The sequence below is a fragment of the Micromonospora desertarenae genome, assembly GCF_056150265.1.
On the sequence record NZ_JAXCFQ010000010.1, the window covers coordinates 190,050 to 207,247 of the forward strand.

At 70.6% G+C, this 17,198-nt stretch carries 17 protein-coding genes and 1 pseudogene; 15 read left to right on the plus strand and 3 right to left on the minus strand.

The window, feature by feature from the left end:
• The first annotated feature begins 62 nt into the window (after positions 1–62).
• The 7 genes from argJ to argH all read left to right on the plus strand — a co-directional run bounded on the left by argJ (position 63) and on the right by argH (position 7,684).
• On the plus strand, positions 63–1,235 hold the full coding sequence (gene argJ / locus SM577_RS21425; protein ID WP_302921194.1) for a bifunctional glutamate N-acetyltransferase/amino-acid acetyltransferase ArgJ: 1,173 nt from the start codon (positions 63–65) through the stop codon (positions 1,233–1,235).
• Positions 1,232–2,182 (plus strand): acetylglutamate kinase, encoded by a 951-nt coding sequence (gene argB, locus SM577_RS21430; protein WP_302921195.1) that lies wholly within the window; start codon positions 1,232–1,234, stop codon positions 2,180–2,182. Before argJ ends, argB begins: the two co-directional genes overlap by 4 nt.
• A complete protein-coding gene (locus tag SM577_RS21435; protein ID WP_474587804.1) occupies positions 2,179–3,450 on the plus strand; it encodes an acetylornithine transaminase in 1,272 nt (423 codons plus the stop codon). The genes argB and SM577_RS21435 overlap by 4 nt, the downstream gene beginning before the upstream one ends.
• Positions 3,447–4,427, plus strand: a complete 981-nt coding sequence (gene argF / locus SM577_RS21440; RefSeq protein ID WP_474582008.1) for an ornithine carbamoyltransferase — start codon at positions 3,447–3,449, stop codon at positions 4,425–4,427. The genes SM577_RS21435 and argF overlap by 4 nt, the downstream gene beginning before the upstream one ends.
• Positions 4,424–4,939: an arginine repressor gene (locus SM577_RS21445; protein ID WP_474587805.1), complete on the plus strand. Its 516-nt coding sequence runs from the start codon at positions 4,424–4,426 to the stop codon at positions 4,937–4,939. Before argF ends, SM577_RS21445 begins: the two co-directional genes overlap by 4 nt.
• Complete coding sequence (locus tag SM577_RS21450) at positions 4,936–6,141, plus strand: argininosuccinate synthase (protein ID WP_302921199.1); 1,206 nt, start codon at positions 4,936–4,938, stop codon at positions 6,139–6,141. The genes SM577_RS21445 and SM577_RS21450 overlap by 4 nt, the downstream gene beginning before the upstream one ends.
• Before the next feature lie 79 nt (positions 6,142–6,220).
• Positions 6,221–7,684, plus strand: coding sequence for an argininosuccinate lyase (gene argH / locus SM577_RS21455; RefSeq protein ID WP_302921463.1), 1,464 nt, complete (start codon positions 6,221–6,223; stop codon positions 7,682–7,684).
• Between the two features lie 78 nt (positions 7,685–7,762).
• Here the strand turns inward: argH and SM577_RS21460 are convergent, their stop codons facing one another.
• Together SM577_RS21460 and SM577_RS21465 are read right to left on the minus strand one after the other, a co-directional pair.
• Positions 7,763–8,116 (minus strand): MmcQ/YjbR family DNA-binding protein, encoded by a 354-nt coding sequence (locus SM577_RS21460; RefSeq protein ID WP_088994752.1) that lies wholly within the window; start codon positions 8,114–8,116, stop codon positions 7,763–7,765.
• A 144-nt stretch (positions 8,117–8,260) separates the two neighbouring features.
• On the minus strand, positions 8,261–8,680 hold the full coding sequence (locus SM577_RS21465; RefSeq protein ID WP_302921200.1) for a DNA-binding protein: 420 nt from the start codon (positions 8,678–8,680) through the stop codon (positions 8,261–8,263).
• Positions 8,681–8,918: 238 nt separating this feature from the next.
• On the opposite strand from SM577_RS21465, the pseudogene SM577_RS21470 reads away from it, so the two are divergent.
• The 5 genes and pseudogenes from SM577_RS21470 to SM577_RS21490 form a co-directional block, all read left to right on the plus strand.
• Positions 8,919–9,131: pseudogene (locus tag SM577_RS21470) on the plus strand (DNA-3-methyladenine glycosylase); the annotation flags it as partial.
• 113 nt (positions 9,132–9,244) lie between these two features.
• Positions 9,245–9,829 carry a helix-turn-helix domain-containing protein gene (locus tag SM577_RS21475; RefSeq protein ID WP_474587806.1) on the plus strand — a complete coding sequence of 195 codons (585 nt, stop codon included), beginning with the start codon at positions 9,245–9,247 and terminating at the stop codon, positions 9,827–9,829.
• On the plus strand, positions 9,826–10,011 hold the full coding sequence (locus tag SM577_RS21480) for a hypothetical protein (protein WP_474587807.1): 186 nt from the start codon (positions 9,826–9,828) through the stop codon (positions 10,009–10,011). Before SM577_RS21475 ends, SM577_RS21480 begins: the two co-directional genes overlap by 4 nt.
• Entirely contained in the window at positions 10,008–10,823 is an 816-nt protein-coding gene (locus SM577_RS21485) for an ABC transporter permease (protein ID WP_474587808.1), read from the plus strand. Before SM577_RS21480 ends, SM577_RS21485 begins: the two co-directional genes overlap by 4 nt.
• Positions 10,820–12,559, plus strand: coding sequence for a type IV secretory system conjugative DNA transfer family protein (locus SM577_RS21490; protein ID WP_474587809.1), 1,740 nt, complete (start codon positions 10,820–10,822; stop codon positions 12,557–12,559). The genes SM577_RS21485 and SM577_RS21490 overlap by 4 nt, the downstream gene beginning before the upstream one ends.
• Before the next feature lie 1,494 nt (positions 12,560–14,053).
• On the opposite strand, the gene SM577_RS21495 is transcribed toward SM577_RS21490, so the two are convergent.
• The gene (locus tag SM577_RS21495; RefSeq protein WP_474587810.1) at positions 14,054–14,854 is read right to left on the minus strand and encodes a hypothetical protein; all 801 of its coding nucleotides are present in this window, start codon (positions 14,852–14,854) and stop codon (positions 14,054–14,056) included.
• A gap of 293 nt (positions 14,855–15,147) precedes the next feature.
• On the opposite strand from SM577_RS21495, the gene SM577_RS21500 reads away from it, so the two are divergent.
• The 3 genes from SM577_RS21500 to SM577_RS21510 all read left to right on the plus strand — a co-directional run bounded on the left by SM577_RS21500 (position 15,148) and on the right by SM577_RS21510 (position 16,991).
• A complete protein-coding gene (locus tag SM577_RS21500) occupies positions 15,148–16,158 on the plus strand; it encodes a hypothetical protein (RefSeq protein WP_474587811.1) in 1,011 nt (336 codons plus the stop codon).
• 73 nt (positions 16,159–16,231) lie between these two features.
• On the plus strand, positions 16,232–16,453 hold the full coding sequence (locus SM577_RS21505) for a hypothetical protein (RefSeq protein WP_474587812.1): 222 nt from the start codon (positions 16,232–16,234) through the stop codon (positions 16,451–16,453).
• A gap of 28 nt (positions 16,454–16,481) precedes the next feature.
• Positions 16,482–16,991, plus strand: coding sequence for a hypothetical protein (locus SM577_RS21510; protein ID WP_474587813.1), 510 nt, complete (start codon positions 16,482–16,484; stop codon positions 16,989–16,991).
• Positions 16,992–17,198 lie beyond the last annotated feature (207 nt).

The window sequence follows — 17,198 nt, forward strand, 5'->3', positions numbered from 1 at the left end:
GCCGTGAGCGCGAGGAGTGCAGCGCAGCGGAGCCCCGCAGTCGCGAACGAAGGGATGGCGCCGTGACAGTCACCGTTCCTCGGGGGTTCCGGGCCGCCGGCGTCGCGGCCGGGCTGAAGGCCAGCGGCGCCAGCGACGTGGCGCTGGTGGTCAACGACGGCCCGGACGCCGGCGTGGCCGGGGTGTTCACCGCCAACCGGGTGAAGGCCGCGCCGGTGCTCTGGAGCCAGCAGGTCGTCCGCGGCGGGGTGGTCCGCGCCGTGGTGCTCAACTCCGGCGGCGCCAACGCCTGCACCGGCCACGCCGGTTTCCAGGACACCCACGCCACCGCCGAACACACCGCCGCCGCGCTCAGCGCCGCCAACGCCCGGCTGATGCTGGGCGCCGGGGAGGTAGCGGTCTGCTCCACCGGCCTGATCGGCGAGCGGCTGCCCATGGCCGCGCTGCTCGCCGGGGTGAACAAGGCGGTGCGCGGGCTGTCCCGCGACGGCGGCGCACCGGCCGCCGAGGCGATCATGACCACCGACACCCGGCCGAAGACGGCGGTGGCGCGGGGCAGCGGCTGGACCGTCGGCGGGATGGCCAAGGGCGCCGGCATGCTGGCCCCCGGGCTGGCCACCATGCTCTGCGTGCTGACCACCGACGCGGTGGCCGGGCCGGAGGTGCTCGACGCCGCGCTGCGCGAGGCGTGCCGGGTCACCTTCGACCGGGTCGACTCCGACGGCTGCATGTCCACCAACGACACCGTGCTGCTGCTGGCCAGCGGCGCCAGCGGCATCACGCCCAGCGTCGCCGAGCTGACCGCGGCGGTCACCGCGGCCGCCCACGACCTGGCCCAGCAACTCGTCGCCGACGCCGAGGGCGCCACCAAGCAGATCGCCGTCGACGTGGTCGGCGCGGCCAGCGAGGACGACGCGGTCGAGGTCGGCCGGGCGGTGGCCCGCAACAACCTGGTCAAGACCGCGTTGTTCGGCAACGACCCGAACTGGGGCCGGATCCTCGCCGCCGTCGGCACCACCGCCGCCGCGTTCGAGCCGGACGGCGTGGACGTCGCGGTCAACGAGGTCTGGGTGTGCCGCTCCGGCGCCGCCGCCGAGGACCGGTCGAAGGTCGACCTCACCGGGCGGGACGTCACCATCCGGATCGACCTGCACGCCGGCGACGCCGCGGCCACCATCTGGACCAACGACCTCTCCCACGCGTACGTGCACGAGAACTCGGCCTACTCGACATGAGCCTCACCACCGACCTCACCCGCGCCCAGGCCAAGGCCGCCACGCTGATCGAGGCGCTGCCCTGGCTGGCCCGCTTCTCCGGCTCCACCGTCGTGATCAAGTACGGCGGCAACGCCATGGTCGACCCGGAGCTGCAGCGTGCCTTCGCCGCGGACATGGTCTTCCTCCGCTACGCCGGGCTGAAGCCGGTCGTGGTGCACGGCGGCGGGCCGCAGATCTCCGCCATGCTCGGCCGGCTCGGCATCGACAGCGAGTTCCGCGGCGGCCTGCGGGTCACCACCCCGGAGGCGATGGACGTGGTCCGGATGGTGCTGGTCGGCCAGGTCGGCCGGGAACTGGTCGGCCTGATCAACGCGCACGGCCCGTTCGCGGTCGGCCTCTCCGGCGAGGACGCCGGGCTGTTCACCGCGGTGCGCCGGCCCGCGTACGTCGACGGGGAGCCGGTGGACGTCGGGCAGGTCGGCGACGTGGAGTCGGTCGACGTCTCGGCGGTCACCGACCTGATCGCGGCCGGCCGGATCCCGGTGATCTCCACCGTCGCCCCGGACGCCGACGGGGTGCTGCACAACCTCAACGCCGACACCGCGGCCGCCGCGCTCGCGGTCGCCCTGGCCGCGCGCAAGCTGGTCGTCCTCACCGACGTGCCGGGCCTCTACGCCGACTGGCCGGACACCGACAGCCTGGTCTCCGAGATCACCACCGACGACCTGGCGAAGCTGCTGCCGCGCCTGGAGTCGGGCATGGTCCCCAAGATGGAGGCCTGCCTGCGCGCGGTGCGCCAGGGGGTGCCGGCCGCGCACGTCGTCGACGGCCGGGTCGCCCACTCCACCCTGCTCGAGGTCTTCACCTCGGAAGGGTTCGGCACGATGGTCGTGAGCGCGCCGAGTGCGCGAGCGGAGCGGCCAGGCCCCGCCGTCGCGAACAAGGAAGGTCCGGTCCGGTCATGAGCACGCTCGTCGAGCGCTGGTCGCAGTCCATGATGGACAACTACGCCACCCCGCCGCTGGCCCTGGTCGCCGGCGCCGGCGCGGTCGTGACCGACGACGCCGGCCGGGAGTACGTCGACCTGGTCGGCGGGATCGCGGTGAATGCCCTCGGCCACGCCCACCCGGCCGTGGTGGCCGCCGTGTCCAGGCAGGTGGCGACGCTCGGGCACGTCTCCAACCTCTACGTCGCCGAGCCGCCGGTGGCGCTGGCGGAGCTGCTGCTGGCGCTGGCCGGCCGGCCCGGCCGGGTCTTCTTCGCCAACTCCGGCGCGGAGGCCAACGAGGCGGCGTTCAAGCTCTCCCGGCTCACCGGCCGCACCCACGTGGTGGCCACGACGGGGGGCTTCCACGGCCGGACCATGGGCGCGCTGGCGCTCACCGGCCAGCCGGCCAAGGCCGACCCGTTCCGGCCGCTGCCCGGCGAGGTCAGCCACGTCGACTACGGCGACGCCGCCGCGCTGGAGGCGGCGGTCACCGACGCCACCGCGATGGTCATCCTGGAGCCGATCCAGGGCGAGAACGGCGTGGTCGTCCCCCCGACCGGCTACCTGGCCGCCGCCCGGCGGATCACCGCCCGGCACGGCGCGCTGCTGGTCCTCGACGAGGTGCAGACCGGCATCGGGCGTACCGGGCACTGGTTCGCCCACCAGGCCGAGGGGGTCGAGCCCGACGTGGTCACCCTGGCCAAGGGGCTCGGCGGCGGGCTGCCGCTGGGCGCCTGCCTGGCCTTCGGGCGGGCCGCCGAGCTGCTCCGCCCCGGTTCGCACGGCACCACCTTCGGCGGCAACCCGGTCAGCTGCGCGGCCGCGCTCGCGGTGGTGCGCACCATCGCCGGCGAGGGGCTGCTCGACCACGTCAAGCGGATCGGCGAGCGGCTGCGCCGCGGCATCGAGGGGCTCGGCCACCCGCTGGTGGACGGGGTGCGCGGCGCCGGCCTGCTGCTCGGCGTGGTGCTCACCGCCCCGGTCGCGGCGGTGCTGGCCGAGGCGCTGCGGGAGACCGGCTTCCTGGTCAACCCGGTGCAGCCCGGCGTGGTCCGGCTCGCCCCGCCGCTGATCCTCACCGCCGCCCAGGCCGACGCGTTCCTGGCCGCGCTGCCCGCCGCGCTGGACGCCACCGCGCCCGCCGCCGCCGGCGCGGGTGCCCCGACGGTGGGCGTCCCGACCGCGGTGCCCACCCCTGCGACCCCTGCCACCTCTGCCACCCCCGCCCCGGAGACCACCCCATGAGCCCTCGGCACTTCCTGCGCGACGACGACCTGAGCCCGGCCGAGCAGTCGGCGGTGCTGGAGCTGGCCGCGCGGATGAAGGCGGACCGGTTCGCCTACCGGCCGCTGGCCGGGCCGCGGTCGGTGGCGGTGCTCTTCGACAAGCAGAGCCTGCGTACCCGGATCTCCTTCGACGCCGGCATCGCCGAGCTGGGCGGCCACCCGCTCGTGGTGGACACCCAGGTGACCCACTTCGGCCGGGGCGAGACGCTGGCCGACGCCGGGCGGGTGCTGTCCCGCTACGTCGCGGCGATCGTGCTGCGTACCCACGGCGACGACCGGATCGCCGAGGTGGCCGCGGGGGCGAGCGTGCCGGTGGTCAACGCGCTCACCGACGGCTTCCACCCCTGCCAGCTCCTGGCCGACCTGCTCACCGTCCGGGAGCGGTGCGGCGGCACCGCCGGGCGCACCCTGGCGTACCTCGGCGACGGGGCCAACAACATGGCCCACTCGTACCTGCTGGCCGGGGCGACCGCCGGGATGCACGTACGGGTGGCCGGCCCGGCCGGCTTCGCCCCCGACCCCGCGGTGGTGGCCCGGGCCGCCGAGATCGCCGCCGGCACCGGAGGTTCGGTGAACGTGCTGACCGATCCGATCGAGGCGGTCAAGGGCGTCGACGTGGTCGCCACCGACACCTGGACCTCGATGGGCCAGGAGGACGACGGGCTGGACCGGATCACCCCGTTCCGGCCGTACCAGGTCAACGCCGAGCTGCTCGGCCAGGCCGCGCCGGACGTGATCGTGCTGCACTGCCTGCCCGCGCACCGGGGCGAGGAGATCACCGACGAGGTGCTCGACGGCCCGCGCAGCGCCGTCTTCGACCAGGCGGAGAATCGGCTGCACGCCCAGAAGGCGCTGCTCACGTTCCTCCTCGAGGCCGCGGCCGCGGCTCCGGACGCGGCGGCGCCGGGCGTCACCGCGACCAGGGAGAACCGATGACCGCCCCGCTGACCCGCGCCGCCCGGCACGCCCGCATCGTCGAGCTGATCCGCGACAAGGCGATCCACTCGCAGACCGAACTGGCCGACCTGCTCGCCGGCGACGGCATCCAGGTCACCCAGGCCACCCTCTCCCGGGACCTGAAGGAACTGGGAGCGGTCACCGTCCGCGGCGGCGACGGGCGGGCCGTCTACCTGATCCCCGAGGACGGCCAGCGGCCGCTGCGCGAGGCCGAGGCCGCACCGGCCCGGCTGGTGCGGCTGCTGCGTGAGCTGCTCAACGGGGTCGACTACAGCGGCAACATCGCCGTGCTGCGCACCCCGCCGGGCGCGGCGCACTACCTGGCCAGCGCGTTGGACCGAGCGGGCCTGCCCGAGGTCGTCGGCACCATCGCCGGCGACGACACCATCCTCGTCGTGGCCCGCGAGGCCGTCGGCGGGGCCGCGCTCGGCGAGAAGCTCGCCGGCTGGGCCCGCCGGGAAGAGAACGTTGAAGGGAGCACCACACCATGACCGAGCGGGTCGTCCTGGCGTACTCCGGAGGGCTGGACACCTCCGTCGCCATCCCGTACCTGGCCGAGCAGACCGGCGCCGAGGTGATCGCGGTGGCGGTCGACGTCGGGCAGGGCGGCGAGGACCTCGACGTCATCCGGCAGCGCGCGCTCGACTGCGGCGCGGCGGAGTCCGAGGTGGTCGACGCGCGTGACGAGTTCGCCGCCGAGTACTGCCTGCCGGCGATCCGGGCCAACGCCCTCTACATGGACCGCTACCCGCTGGTCTCCGCGCTGTCCCGGCCGCTGATCGTCAAGCACCTGGTCACCGCCGCCAAGAAGTACGGCGGCACGATCGTGTCGCACGGCTGCACCGGCAAGGGCAACGACCAGGTCCGCTTCGAGGTCGGTCTGGGCGCGCTCGCGCCCGACCTCAAGATCATCGCGCCGGCCCGGGACTTCGCCTGGACCCGGGACAAGGCGATCGCCTTCGCCGAGGAGAAGGGCCTGCCGATCGACGTGTCGGCGAAGTCGCCGTACTCGATCGACCAGAACCTGTGGGGTCGCGCGGTGGAGACCGGCTTCCTGGAGGACATCTGGAACGGCCCGATCGAGGACCTCTACTCGTACACCTCCGACCCGGCGCAGGAGCGCGACCCGGACGAGGTCGTGATCACCTTCGACGCCGGCGTGCCGGTCGCCGTGGACGGCGAGACGGTCACCCCGTACCAGGCGATCCTGGAGCTGAACCGGCGCGCCGGCGCCCAGGGGGTCGGCCGGCTCGACATGGTCGAGGACCGGCTGGTCGGCATCAAGAGCCGCGAGGTGTACGAGGCGCCGGGCGCCATCGCGCTGATCACCGCCCACCAGGAGCTGGAGGCGGTCACCGTCGAGCGCGACCTGGCCCGGTTCAAGCGCAGCGTGGACCAGCGCTGGGGCGAGCTGGTCTACGACGGCCTGTGGTTCTCGCCGCTGAAGCGGTCGCTGGACGCGTTCATCGACGACGCCCAGCAGCACGTCTCCGGCGAGGTGCGGCTCACCCTGCACGGCGGCCGGGCCACCGTGACCGGCCGCCGCTCCGAGGCCAGCCTCTACGACTTCGGCCTGGCCACCTACGACACCGGCGACACCTTCGACCAGTCCCTGGCCAAGGGCTTCGTGCAGCTGTGGGGCCTGCCGAGCAAGATGGCCGCCGCGCGGGACGCCCGGCTGGGTGGCGCCTGATCGTGGGTGCGAGCGCGAGGAGTGAAGGAGCGCGGCGAGTGAGCCCCGCGGTCGGGAGCCAACGGTGAGCGCTGCCACAATGGGTGGGGTGGACGACAAGAGCCTGACCGAGAACAGCGCCGCCACCAACCGCACCAGCCTCTGGGGCGGCCGGTTCGCCGGCGGCCCCGCCGAGGCCCTGGCCCGGCTGTCGGTGAGCGTGCAGTTCGACTGGCGGCTGGCGCCGTACGACATCGCCGGCTCCCGGGCGCACGCCCGGGTCCTGGCCGGCGCCGGCCTGCTCGACCCCGAGGAACTGGGCCGGATCCTGGCGGCTCTGGACGACCTGGAGGCGGCCTGCGCCTCCGGGGAGTTCCGTCCCACCGTCGACGACGAGGACGTGCACACCGCGCTGGAGCGTGGCCTGCTGGAGCGGCTCGGCAGCCTCGGCGGCAAGCTGCGCGCCGGCCGGTCCCGCAACGACCAGGTCGCCACCGACCTGCGGCTCTACCTGCGCGACCACGCCCGTGGCGTGGCCGCCCGGCTGGTCGAGCTGGCCGAGGCGCTGGTCGAGCAGGCCGAGCGGCACGTGGACACCGCCGCCCCGGGGATGACCCACCTCCAGCACGCCCAGCCGGTCACCTTCGGGCACTGGCTGCTCGCCCACGTGCAGCCGTTGCTGCGCGACCTGGAACGGCTGCGCGACTGGGACCACCGGACGGCGGTCAGTCCGCTCGGTGCGGGCGCGCTGGCCGGCTCCGGCCTGCCGCTGGACCCGGTCGCGGTCGCCAAGGAGCTGGGTTTCCGCACCTCGTTCGCCAACTCGATGGACGCGGTGGCCGACCGGGACTTCGTCGCCGAGTTCCTCTTCGTCACCGCGATGATCGGGGTGCACCTGTCCCGCCTCGGCGAGGAGGTGGTGCTCTGGACCTCGCAGGAGTTCGGCTGGGTGGAGCTGGACGACGCCTTCGCCACCGGCTCGTCGATCATGCCGCAGAAGAAGAACGCGGACATCGCCGAGCTGGCCCGGGGCAAGTCCGGTCGGCTGGTCGGCGGGCTGATGAGCGTGCTCACCATGCTCAAGGGCCTGCCGATGAGCTACGACCGGGACATGCAGGAGGACAAGGAGCCCGCCTTCGACGCGGTCGACACCCTCGAACTGCTGCTGCCCGCGCTCGCCGGGATGATCTCCACCATGACGGTCCGGGCGGACCGGCTCGTGGCCGCCGCCCCGGTGGGCTTCTCGTTGGCCACCGAGGTGGCCGACTGGCTGGTGCGCAGGGGCGTGCCGTTCCGCGACGCGCACGAGATCACCGGCCGGCTGGTGGCGCTCTGCGTGGCCCGGGACTGCGCGCTCGACGAGGTCTCCGACGCCGACCTGGCAGCGGTGAGCGAGCACCTCGACCCGTCGGTGCGGGACGTGCTGTCGGTCCGCTCCGCGCTCGCGGCCCGGATCACGCCCGGCTCCACCGGCCCCGGGCCGGTGGCCGACCAGCTGGCCGCCGCCGCGGACCGGCTGGCCGGCTGGCGGGAGTGGGCCGCCGAGCGCGTCGTCCCGCGCTGAGTCGACGTCAGGGAACCGCTGCCCCGGTGCGCGCCGGGGCAGCGGTTTCGCGACCCGCGCCGCGCGGTGCCGGCCCGGTCAGGCCGTCGGCCGCTCCCGCTTCGGCAGCTTCGCCACCACCGCGTCGTACGAGGCGTCGACCGCCTCGATCAGCTCCTCGTCGTCGATCCGGCCGTCCAGCCGCAGCGTGTTCCAGCCGGACCGGCCGATGTAGGGCATCACCCGGGCGTCGTCGGGGTGCCGGTGCAGCCACTCGTCGGCGACCTCGCGGCTCGGGCCGCACTTGACCCCGATCGTCGGCGGGTTGGCCGGCGAACCGAGGAACGCGAAGATCCGGCTGCCCACCTTCACCACCTCGTCGCCCTCCCACGGCTGGTCCAGCCAGGCGCCCGGCTTCGCCAGGCAGTACGCCAGCATCTCCGCCCGCTCCATCGCCCCTCCCGCCGATCGATTCCCGGCACAGTCTGCCCCAGTCTCCCCGAACCGCCAGCGCGCCCGCCGGACGCGCCGCCGCGCCGGTATGTCGCCCAGCCGGGCTCGGTGCGCCGCCGGCCGGCTGCACTGCGGACGATCGGGTCAGTCGCCGGTGGCGGTGCGGGCGGCGAGGCGTTCGAAGCGCTGCTTCGCCGCCTGGGCGCTGCCCAGGCCGAGGCCGTAGGCGATCGCCTGCCAGGTCAGGCCGCGCCCGCGGGCCAGGGTCAGCAGGCCGGCCTCCAGCGCGTCGACCTCGGCGCGCAGGTGGGGGATCAGGGTGAGCGCGGCGGTGAGGTCGCCGTCGTCGACCGGCTCCTCGCCGGGCTCCGGCTCGGCGCCGCCGGCCGCCAGCGAGGTCACCAGCGCGATCGCCTCGTACGGGTCGGGCAGGTACGGGTTGGTGTGCCGGCGGCGGCGGGCGTCGGTGTCGGCGTGCCGCTCGGCGATCCGGTGCAGGGCGGCGTAGGTGCGCTCGGCGCGGGCCCGGCCCGCGTCGGGCGCGGTGAAGAGGTCCTCCGTCATGTCCCGACCTCATCACATCAACGCTCCGTTTTCAACATACTATTTAAGTCGTGGCGGGTGGGCAGCGCCAGGGCGGGCGAGGGCCGGCAGCGGTCCCCGGCGGCCGGCGGGACGGCCGGATAGGGTCGGACCCGTGGTGGCGCACTCCGACCGACGGCCGGCGGACCTCGCCGAGCCGGCGGACCTCGCCGAGCCGGCCGACCGGGCCGAGCCGGCCGGGCTCGCCGACCTCGCCGACCTGCTCGCCGGTCCGGTGCTGCCGGCCGCCCGCGGGCTGCTCGGCTGCCGGCTGACCGCCGGCGGGGTCACCGTCCGGATCACCGAGGTCGAGGCGTACGCGGGCACCGCCGGCGATCCCGCCTCGCACGCCCACCGGGGGCGTACGCCGCGCAACGCGGTCATGTTCGGCCCGGCCGGGCACGCCTACGTCTACTTCACCTACGGCATGCACTAGCACTGATCACGTACGTGCCGACGGTCTGTCTCCCCAGATAGAGACGGCCAGGGCGGGTGCTGGAACACCCGGTCTCCCTGGCCTTGATCGGGAGGAGACCCCGACCCGCCATGAGTGTATCTGTCAAGGCTGCCCTGCTCGCGACCCGTGATCTCGGGAAGAACGAACGTGCCGTGGCTATCGCCATCGCCGCTCACGCCAACAACGAGGGCAACGCCTGGCCCTCTGTCGCCACCCTGGCCGAGTACGCCGGCTGCTCTGAGCGGACCGTGCAGCGGGCTCTCGCCAAGCTGGTGCAGCTCGGCCGCCTGGTCGTGTCCAAGGTCGGCGGTATCGCCACCCGCGTGTACCGGTTGGTGACCGGCGAGGGGGTGACGAACAACGGCCCGGGGGTGACGAATCAGCCGGCGGGGGTGACGAATCAGCCCGCCGGGGGTGACAGCCAGGGTGACACCCGAAGTGTTGAAGACCAAGGGAAGTTGAAGACGGGCGCAAGCGCCCGCGACTGGCGTCGATTCCTTCCCAAGAACAAGAGCAACAACCCCGGGACCAACGGCTACCCGTACCCGGAGCGCAAGGGCGCTGCCCTTCCGATGACCGCCGGTGGCGACCGCTGCCAGAAGCCGGGGCACGTCGGCCAGCCTGCCGGCCGGTGCATCCCCTGCCGCTCTGAGGCGCTGGCAGGTGCCCGATGAACGGCACCGCCGCCTACGTGCTCGGCCTGGTCGTCATCGGCGGCCCGGCCGCGATGCTCGCGCCGTTCGTCATCGCCAGCCGGCTGGTTGACCAGCACGCCGACCAGGTTGCCGACGACATCTCCCACCTCTCTGACGTTCCGACTGTCGCCAACACCCGCCGGGAGCTGAGCCACCGATGACCACCGCCACCGTTCCCAGCGCCTACCCGCGTGCCGTGGTCGACCTGCTCCCCGCCGTCCGGGACCTGGCTGACAGGCTCGGCGAGATTCCGTCGCGCAACCGGATCATGCGCGAGTTCAAGGTGGGCGCCCCCAAGGCTCAGGCTGTCCGGCTGGCCCTGGTCGCCGAGCCCTTCACCATGCCGGGCGAGGCTGAGACCGGGCCCGCATCGGACCCGTGGAAGTACGCCGAGCCTGCCCCGGTCCCGCCGGCCCTGCCGGTCGACACCACCCCGGTTCCGCTGATCCTTCCGGCCGAGAAGTTCACCGGGCCGTCTCCGCTGGTCGAGTACGACGGACACCCGCAGGCCAGCACCGAGGCCATCCCGGGCAAGAGCAAGGTTCGCCAGCTCGCAGCGTGGCCGGTAGTGCTGATCGCGCTTCCCGCGTTCGTCGCTATCTGGTCCGGGTGGGTCGGGCTCGGCGGACTCACCGGGTTCGGGGTGGTCCACCCCCTGCCCGGCATCGCCGACGGGTTCAGCCTCAACACGGCCATCACGCTGCCGATCGGCGTCGAGGTCTACGCCGCCTACGCCCTGCGAGCCTGGCTGTCGGGCCTGGTTCCGCCCCGGGCTCGCCGGTTCGCCAAGTGGTCCGCCATCGGGTCTCTCATGGTTGGCGCCCTCGGCCAGGTGGCCTATCACCTCCTGGTCGCCGCCGGCATCACGTCGGCCCCGTGGTGGATCACTACCCTGGTTGCCTGCTTGCCCGTCGCCGTGCTCGGCATGGCCGCTGCTCTTGCTCACCTGTCGCACGAGGGGAGCGAGCGGTGACCGAGCTTGAGCGGGCTATTCGCCGGCTACGGCGCAAGCACACGGTGCCCCGTGTGGTCTACCGGTACCTGTCCGGCCGTCCTCTCGACGGCCGGCAGGGCTACCCCTACCGGCATCGGGGTCCGGGCCGGCTGGCCGGCTGGCAGCGTCAGGCATACCGCCTCGGTGTGCCGGCTGCCACCGGCCTGGCCGTGGCCTTCCCCGACCCCTCGCTTACTGCGGCCAGCGGCGCCGCCGTGGTTGCCGTCTGGCGCGGCCGGCAACGGCTGGTGCGTCGCCGGTTTCACCGTGAGTACATCGCGCCGACCCTGGCCGCTCTCGCTCCGGCGATGGGCTCGCAGACCGGCGTGCGCCTGCACGTTGATCCGTCGTTAGGCAACCTCACCCCTCGCCTGGCCAAGCCTCTGAGCCCGGCGGAGGAAGCCGTACGCGCCTGGTACGGCGAGCACGTCGAGCCGATCATCCGGTGGCTTCCCGAGCGAGCACAGCGAGCAGCGTGGGCGGTGCAGCGCAAGGCGCAGCCGGTCACGTCCCGGCTGGCTGTGTTCCGCCGGCCGGTTGACGGCGACCGGGGCCCGCGTATCGAGCTGGTTGCCGACATCCCATACCTGCCCAGAGAACAGCGGCAGCTCGTCTCCTCCATCATCGGCAGCAAGATCCCCGTCGCAGACCTGGTCGAGACCTGGCATCAGGTCGGTCCGCGGGTAACCGCCACGTGGACTGTGCGCAAGCGTCCGCCGGTCAGGGTCGGCTACGACCAGGTCGCCGCGTACCTGCCCCGGCTGGCCGAGTGGGAGTTCTATATCGGGCAGGGTGCAGGCGATCGACCCGTGACCCTGTCCCTGCGCGACGACTCCCCGCACATCGCCGTCAGCGCGGGAACGGGCGCCGGCAAGAGCGTGCTCGCCGAGCTGGTCGCCGTGCAGGTCCTCAACCGAGGCGGGCGGGTGGTCATCCTCGACCGCAAGGGCTCGCATCGTTGGGCCCTCAGCCTGGCCGGCGTCGACTACTGCACCAGGCCGGCGCAGATGCATGACGCGCTCGTGCGCCTGGCCGCGCTCGCCGACGAGCGGAACACCCTGGCCATGCACGAGGCCGAAGACTGGGACCCCGGTCCCCGCGTGCTCGTCATCGCCGAGGAGTTGAACGCCACCATCGGGCAGCTCGTCAACTTCTGGGCCGAGGCGCGCGGCAAGGGAGATCCGAAGCGCTCCCCCGCCGTGTCAGCCCCGGCTGACCTGCTGTTCATGGGCCGCAGCGCCAAGGTCAACGTGCTCGCCATCGCGCAGATGCTTACCGCCCGCGCCATCGGCGGACCCGAGGCACGGGAGAACTTCGGCATCCGCTGCCTCGCCCGGTACACGGCGAACAACTGGAAGATGCTGGTCCCCGAGGCGGCCATGCCGCGCGCCTCGCGCACCCTCGGCCGCTGGCAGGTGGTCATCGGCGGGCAGGCCGCCGAGACGCAGGTTGCCTACCTCACCGCGACGGAGGCTCGGCGGCTTGCGTGTCCCCGGTCCCCGAGGACATGCCAGGTCAACGGCCTATCAAGCCCTGCCGGGGACTTCCTGACGCTGCGCCAAGCGGTAGACACCGGAGTGCTCCCCTGGTCCTACGAAGCGGCCAAGAAGCGGCTACAGCGACGCGTCGGCGAGGTGCCCGAGGCGAGGGGCAAGCAAGGGAACGCGGACCTGTACGCGCGACGGGATCTCGACGCCTGGGCTGATATGGGATAGCCCGACGAGGTGGAACCTGCACACGAATCTCCGGCATTACATCGTGGACTTCTCATGCGACGAGTAGTCTCCTCCGCATCGGTAGATGTCCAACGGCGCTGAACTAGACGTCCAACGCCGTTGGACATGAGGAAGACCCCGCCCCAGGTATGCGAGCCGAGAGGCGGAGCCCTTCCCCTGGGCCCAACTGACCGGCTAGGTCAGTTGGGCCCACAACCCCCGGCCAACGTCGCCGCGAGCCAGAGCGCGTAGCCGAGTACCCGCAACGCGGGCACTAGCCACTCGCCGGAACGCTTGGACCGTTCAGCTTCGTCCTGCCGGGTCTTGCCCGGGACTTGACGTCCCTTCTTGCGCACGGACTTCACCGCCCTCTCAGTGGGACGCCGGAGGCAGTTGCCCCTCGGCCGGCCGAAGGGGCACCTGTGCCATCCGAACCACCGACTGACGGTCCATCTGCGCGCTGGGAAGTAACCATAAGGCTTCGTGACCCCGCGCGTGGCAAGTCCGTTACACAGGGGCGAAGTATTTCCATGTCCATCTGGCTGACGCCGGACCGCCTGTCCGTCGGGAGGGCCCGACCGAGGTCCATCATGGCCTGCTAGCCACGTCGACTCCCCGCTGACCTGGAATTTCACGTAGGACGGCCGCTGCATACCGATCAACATCAAGACTGATGCGTCATGACGCCTCGCGCGGCCAGGAGTGGCGCTCAGCACGCAGGAGTCCCGTCTATGAGACTGGGTCAGCACCACAGGCCCAGCACCCGCCACGAACAAGACGAGCGGCTCCGCCCATAACGGGCGGAGCCGCTCAACGTAGACCTGCGGCGACTACTGCTTGGTCCGGGTCCGCCGCAGCAGAACCCAAGCCCCGCCCAGCCGAGTCGGGGGCATCCGACGCCCTCGGACGACGGTGGCTTGGTAGTCACCCCTCAGCGCCTGCCAGATGCCGGAGTAGCGGGCATACTCACCCGGTTGTTGCGTCAGCCGGACCGACGACCGGACCTCCATCCGCCCCGCCGGCCTCCGGCTACTGCCGCGCCACCTCTTACCCATGCCGTGCTCCTCTCGTCGCTACACAACGGAGCACCGTCGACACCCGCCAGGGGACTGGTAGTCCCGAAGCTAAGGTTGGTAAGGTTGAGGCCTACGCCAATAGACTCAACGACCCGACGGCGCCCACCCGGCACCGCCGGGTTGTTGTGTATCCAAGGAGGCTGGTTGCCTCCTGATCGATGTGATTCAACCACATCCACAGGGGACTCGCAACGAGCCTCGCCGGGCAGCGACCACAACATGTAGTAGAAACGCACCTGGTGTATAGCACATGTAGTGGTCTTAGCGATCTTGATGTCTGTGGGGCCGCTCGACTGCGAAGCGGGAAGCCGGCAACTCCGAGCGCCAGGGGAACGCAGGGTTGGAACATGGCTTGCGTTCACTGTAGTGCTTCAGGCCGACATCAGACGCCACGACGCGCCGCGTCCGTCTCGATGGGTTACAGCTGAATCACCTTGACGAAGCGGCGCCAGCCCTCGCTGGGCGACCACCGGAACCCATCCCCGCTCGCCCACGTACTCATCGCCCACACATGTGTCACCTCTGGCGGCAACTGCGGCGGTACGGTCGGCAGCGGCGCTCCGTCCCGGAGCAGGAGATCCACCACCGAGAACGGCGCGGTGGTGAATCCCGGCAGTAGCACGAACAGGTGCCGCTCCTCCATGCCGGATCGCGCGAGCTTATGGAGGTTGTCCATCTGATCAGGCTCCCTCAACCAGTCGCCGACCCAGCTCGCGAGAGCATCTCCGGTACCTGCAACCCAACCGCCAGACTTCTCCCGAGGAAGCTGGATCGTGGGGTAGATGCTTCCCGGGTAGGCCGTTCCACCTTGTCCCGCCGACTCGACACCAAGGTTCTGCAACGATGACGCGAGTGGCTCGGGCAGGCGGGAGCGGCGCACTTCGGTGATGCCGCGCCGTTCAAGATCAGCAAGCAGCCCCGGCAACTCGGCTCGAAGCCTCTTCGCGCGTGCCGTTGGATTCACTGCGACGAACCAGCCGCCCGCCAGCTGCGGGTCGATCCAGCGCTGGCCCGCGTTGATCAGCTTCCACAGGGCGATTGACTCAGCATCCGCTGCTGCGGTCACCTCGACTGCAGCGAAGATCCGTCCACCGCGAGCGATGCTCAGATCGTGCATGCCGCCAACGGAGTTGTCGTCATGCTGCGTAACCTCGCACTCGTCGAGGGCAGCCTGCAGGCACGCTCTAGCCCAACGTTCTTCGACCCGGAGATCCACCATGGCTCCACAATGAATCGCACTGCAGTAAGACGCGACAGGGCGACCGGCGGGGAACCGCAGGAGACGACCGAAATTCAACTGGTGCCCGATAAGCGTCAGTTATGAGTATGCGCAGGCAACCTCATGACCCACCTAGAGTGTCGGACCGCACGCCTAACGTGACTCCTTGACTTGAGGAGACCAACCAGGGGGTGGGGATGGGCAAGGGTAGGTACTACGGATCCGGAGTAGAGAAGGCCCTATTCATGCTCAGTCGTGGAACCTGCTACGAACCGACGTGCAAGGAACGCGTCTTGAAGATGACGAGCAGTGGCACGCCGAGAGTTAACGTGCAGATCGCTCACATTCGAGCACTTGGCAAGGATGAAGCGCGCTACGAAGCGTCCTACCCGAAGGAACAGCTCAACAACTTCGCCAACCTCATCCTGCTCTGCTCGGCGCACCACACAGAGGTTGACTCTGAACTGTGGAAGACGCTGTACCCGAAGAAGGTTCTCCTTGATTGGAAGCTTGATCGTGAGGGCGACCTAACGGTCACCCTGCGAGAGCTGCCCCCGCTCACCGACGATCGACTTCTTCAGGAGATGATGACCAACGCCATCGAGAACATGCGCTTGGAGATTATCCAGGCGATTGATGAGCTGAAGGACCTAAACAAGGAGACGCTTACCCTTCTCAAGGCCCTGGTTAGCGAGTCCTTCAACCGCCCCTACCTGTCCGAGGACGCGATCGCATCGCTTGAGTACTCGGCTCGCATCTTCGCCAACCTTGAAGATCAGACCTACATGTTGCACGACAGCGCTCGCAGCATCAGCAGCCTCCAGGACTACGGGTGGATGCTCGCTGATTCCGCCAGGGACCTTCAGAGAATGCCTGACTTCATCCCCATGCTGCGCGACTCTGCTGATGCTCTGCGGCTTCTTCCAGACCATGTGATCCCACTGCGCGAAGCGGCTGAGATCCTCGCGAATAGCACAACGAGCATCAATAATCTTCACGACGCTGTCACTCTGATCGTCAACACGCGCCTCGATCAGATGGCGTCGGGGATGCAGGAACTGGGGCATGCCGCCGACCGATTCGCAAGTGCTGCCACCTCAGTTTCCGGCCTTCAGGGCACGGCCCGCTCCCTTGAGCGAGTCAGCCAGAGTTTGACCAACTTGGATCGGGTCGCCGACAAGCTCATCGCCTCAGGACAGGTGGGGCAGCAGGGCAGGCCGATGAACTACTTCTGGGGCGGAGTGTCGACATGCGCCGTGTTCGTGATCGCCCTCCTGGCCTTCTGGACCTTCGCCATCAAGTAGGAGCGGGACTCTTAGCCCGCCACCCACGGGCCGGCGTCGGAGATAGGAGAAGCGAAACTTGAAGGGAAGGCCGATGAGCACTACCAAGAGAAGTCGTCGTGAGGAGCGTGCCGCGGCCGAGGAGGCGGCACGCGAGGAGTGGATTCAGCGCCAACTCGCGAAGGCCCCTCCGCTGACCTGGGAGCGGTGGGCAGAGGCCAACGCGATCCTCGGCATCAAGGTCGAGCGCCGCAGCGGTGGCGGCATGAGTCAAGCCCAGCCTGATGGGGCGCAGATTGATACCGTGCCCGACTAAGGACGACGTCGATACCAGGGCGGGCAGAGTGACTATCGCCGAGAAGATCACCTTGGGTGTTGCCATCGCCGGGGCGTTAGGGCTCGGTGCCCTGTTACAGGTGTGGGTCACCCACCTTCTGCAACGGCGCGAGAGACAGATCAACATCGCTGACAAGTCGGTCCAGATCGCTGGGACCCTGATGACCAGGCTGGAAGCAGAGCTGACACGCGCTCAAGAAGCTCTTGTGAAGGCTCAGCAGGAGAGCGCAGAACTGCGAGACGAGCTAGTCAAGAACGTGGCCGCGAGAAGTGAGGACAGTGCGCGCATCGTTGAGCTTCATCAGAAACTTCAGGACGCGCACGTGACGACAGCAAGAAGCGCGATCGACAACCTTCAGGGGACCGTAGTGCGACTCAGGCATGCCGGCCTTCCCGAGGAGTTAGCAGTCGCCCTGGTGCAGGGAGCTGTGGCAGTGACCGGATCAGCCGCTCGGGCCGCGGTCGGCCGGCACAACGCCCTCGGGAAGGTTCGACTGGGGCGCACGGAAGTCGGTTAGCGATGGGATTGGTAGCTCGGATCATCGGAGTCAACCTCGAACTGCGCACCCCTGGGGGTACGACCCCCGTGGGGCTTCCCTCAGCACCGCCCAGTCTTAGCAGCCAAGATCCTGCCACAGTTCCAAGGTCGATCTGAAGGCCAGAGACCGGCCCTGACCTGCGGATATGCTCGCCGCAACGTGCCTGAGACGGCGCCTAATCAGCGC

Coding starts and splice junctions, on each gene's coding strand:
- argB (WP_302921195.1), top strand. CDS start 1,232: ATGAGCCTCACCACCGACCTCACCCGCGCCCAGGCCAAGGCCGCCACG.
- SM577_RS21435 (WP_474587804.1), top strand. CDS start 2,179: ATGAGCACGCTCGTCGAGCGCTGGTCGCAGTCCATGATGGACAACTAC.
- argF (WP_474582008.1), top strand. CDS start 3,447: ATGAGCCCTCGGCACTTCCTGCGCGACGACGACCTGAGCCCGGCCGAG.
- SM577_RS21445 (WP_474587805.1), top strand. CDS start 4,424: ATGACCGCCCCGCTGACCCGCGCCGCCCGGCACGCCCGCATCGTCGAG.
- SM577_RS21450 (WP_302921199.1), top strand. CDS start 4,936: ATGACCGAGCGGGTCGTCCTGGCGTACTCCGGAGGGCTGGACACCTCC.
- argH (WP_302921463.1), top strand. CDS start 6,221: ATGGGTGGGGTGGACGACAAGAGCCTGACCGAGAACAGCGCCGCCACC.
- SM577_RS21460 (WP_088994752.1), bottom strand. CDS start 8,116: ATGGAGCGGGCGGAGATGCTGGCGTACTGCCTGGCGAAGCCGGGCGCC.
- SM577_RS21465 (WP_302921200.1), bottom strand. CDS start 8,680: ATGACGGAGGACCTCTTCACCGCGCCCGACGCGGGCCGGGCCCGCGCC.
- SM577_RS21475 (WP_474587806.1), top strand. CDS start 9,245: ATGAGTGTATCTGTCAAGGCTGCCCTGCTCGCGACCCGTGATCTCGGG.
- SM577_RS21480 (WP_474587807.1), top strand. CDS start 9,826: ATGAACGGCACCGCCGCCTACGTGCTCGGCCTGGTCGTCATCGGCGGC.
- SM577_RS21485 (WP_474587808.1), top strand. CDS start 10,008: ATGACCACCGCCACCGTTCCCAGCGCCTACCCGCGTGCCGTGGTCGAC.
- SM577_RS21495 (WP_474587810.1), bottom strand. CDS start 14,854: ATGGTGGATCTCCGGGTCGAAGAACGTTGGGCTAGAGCGTGCCTGCAG.
- SM577_RS21505 (WP_474587812.1), top strand. CDS start 16,232: ATGAGCACTACCAAGAGAAGTCGTCGTGAGGAGCGTGCCGCGGCCGAG.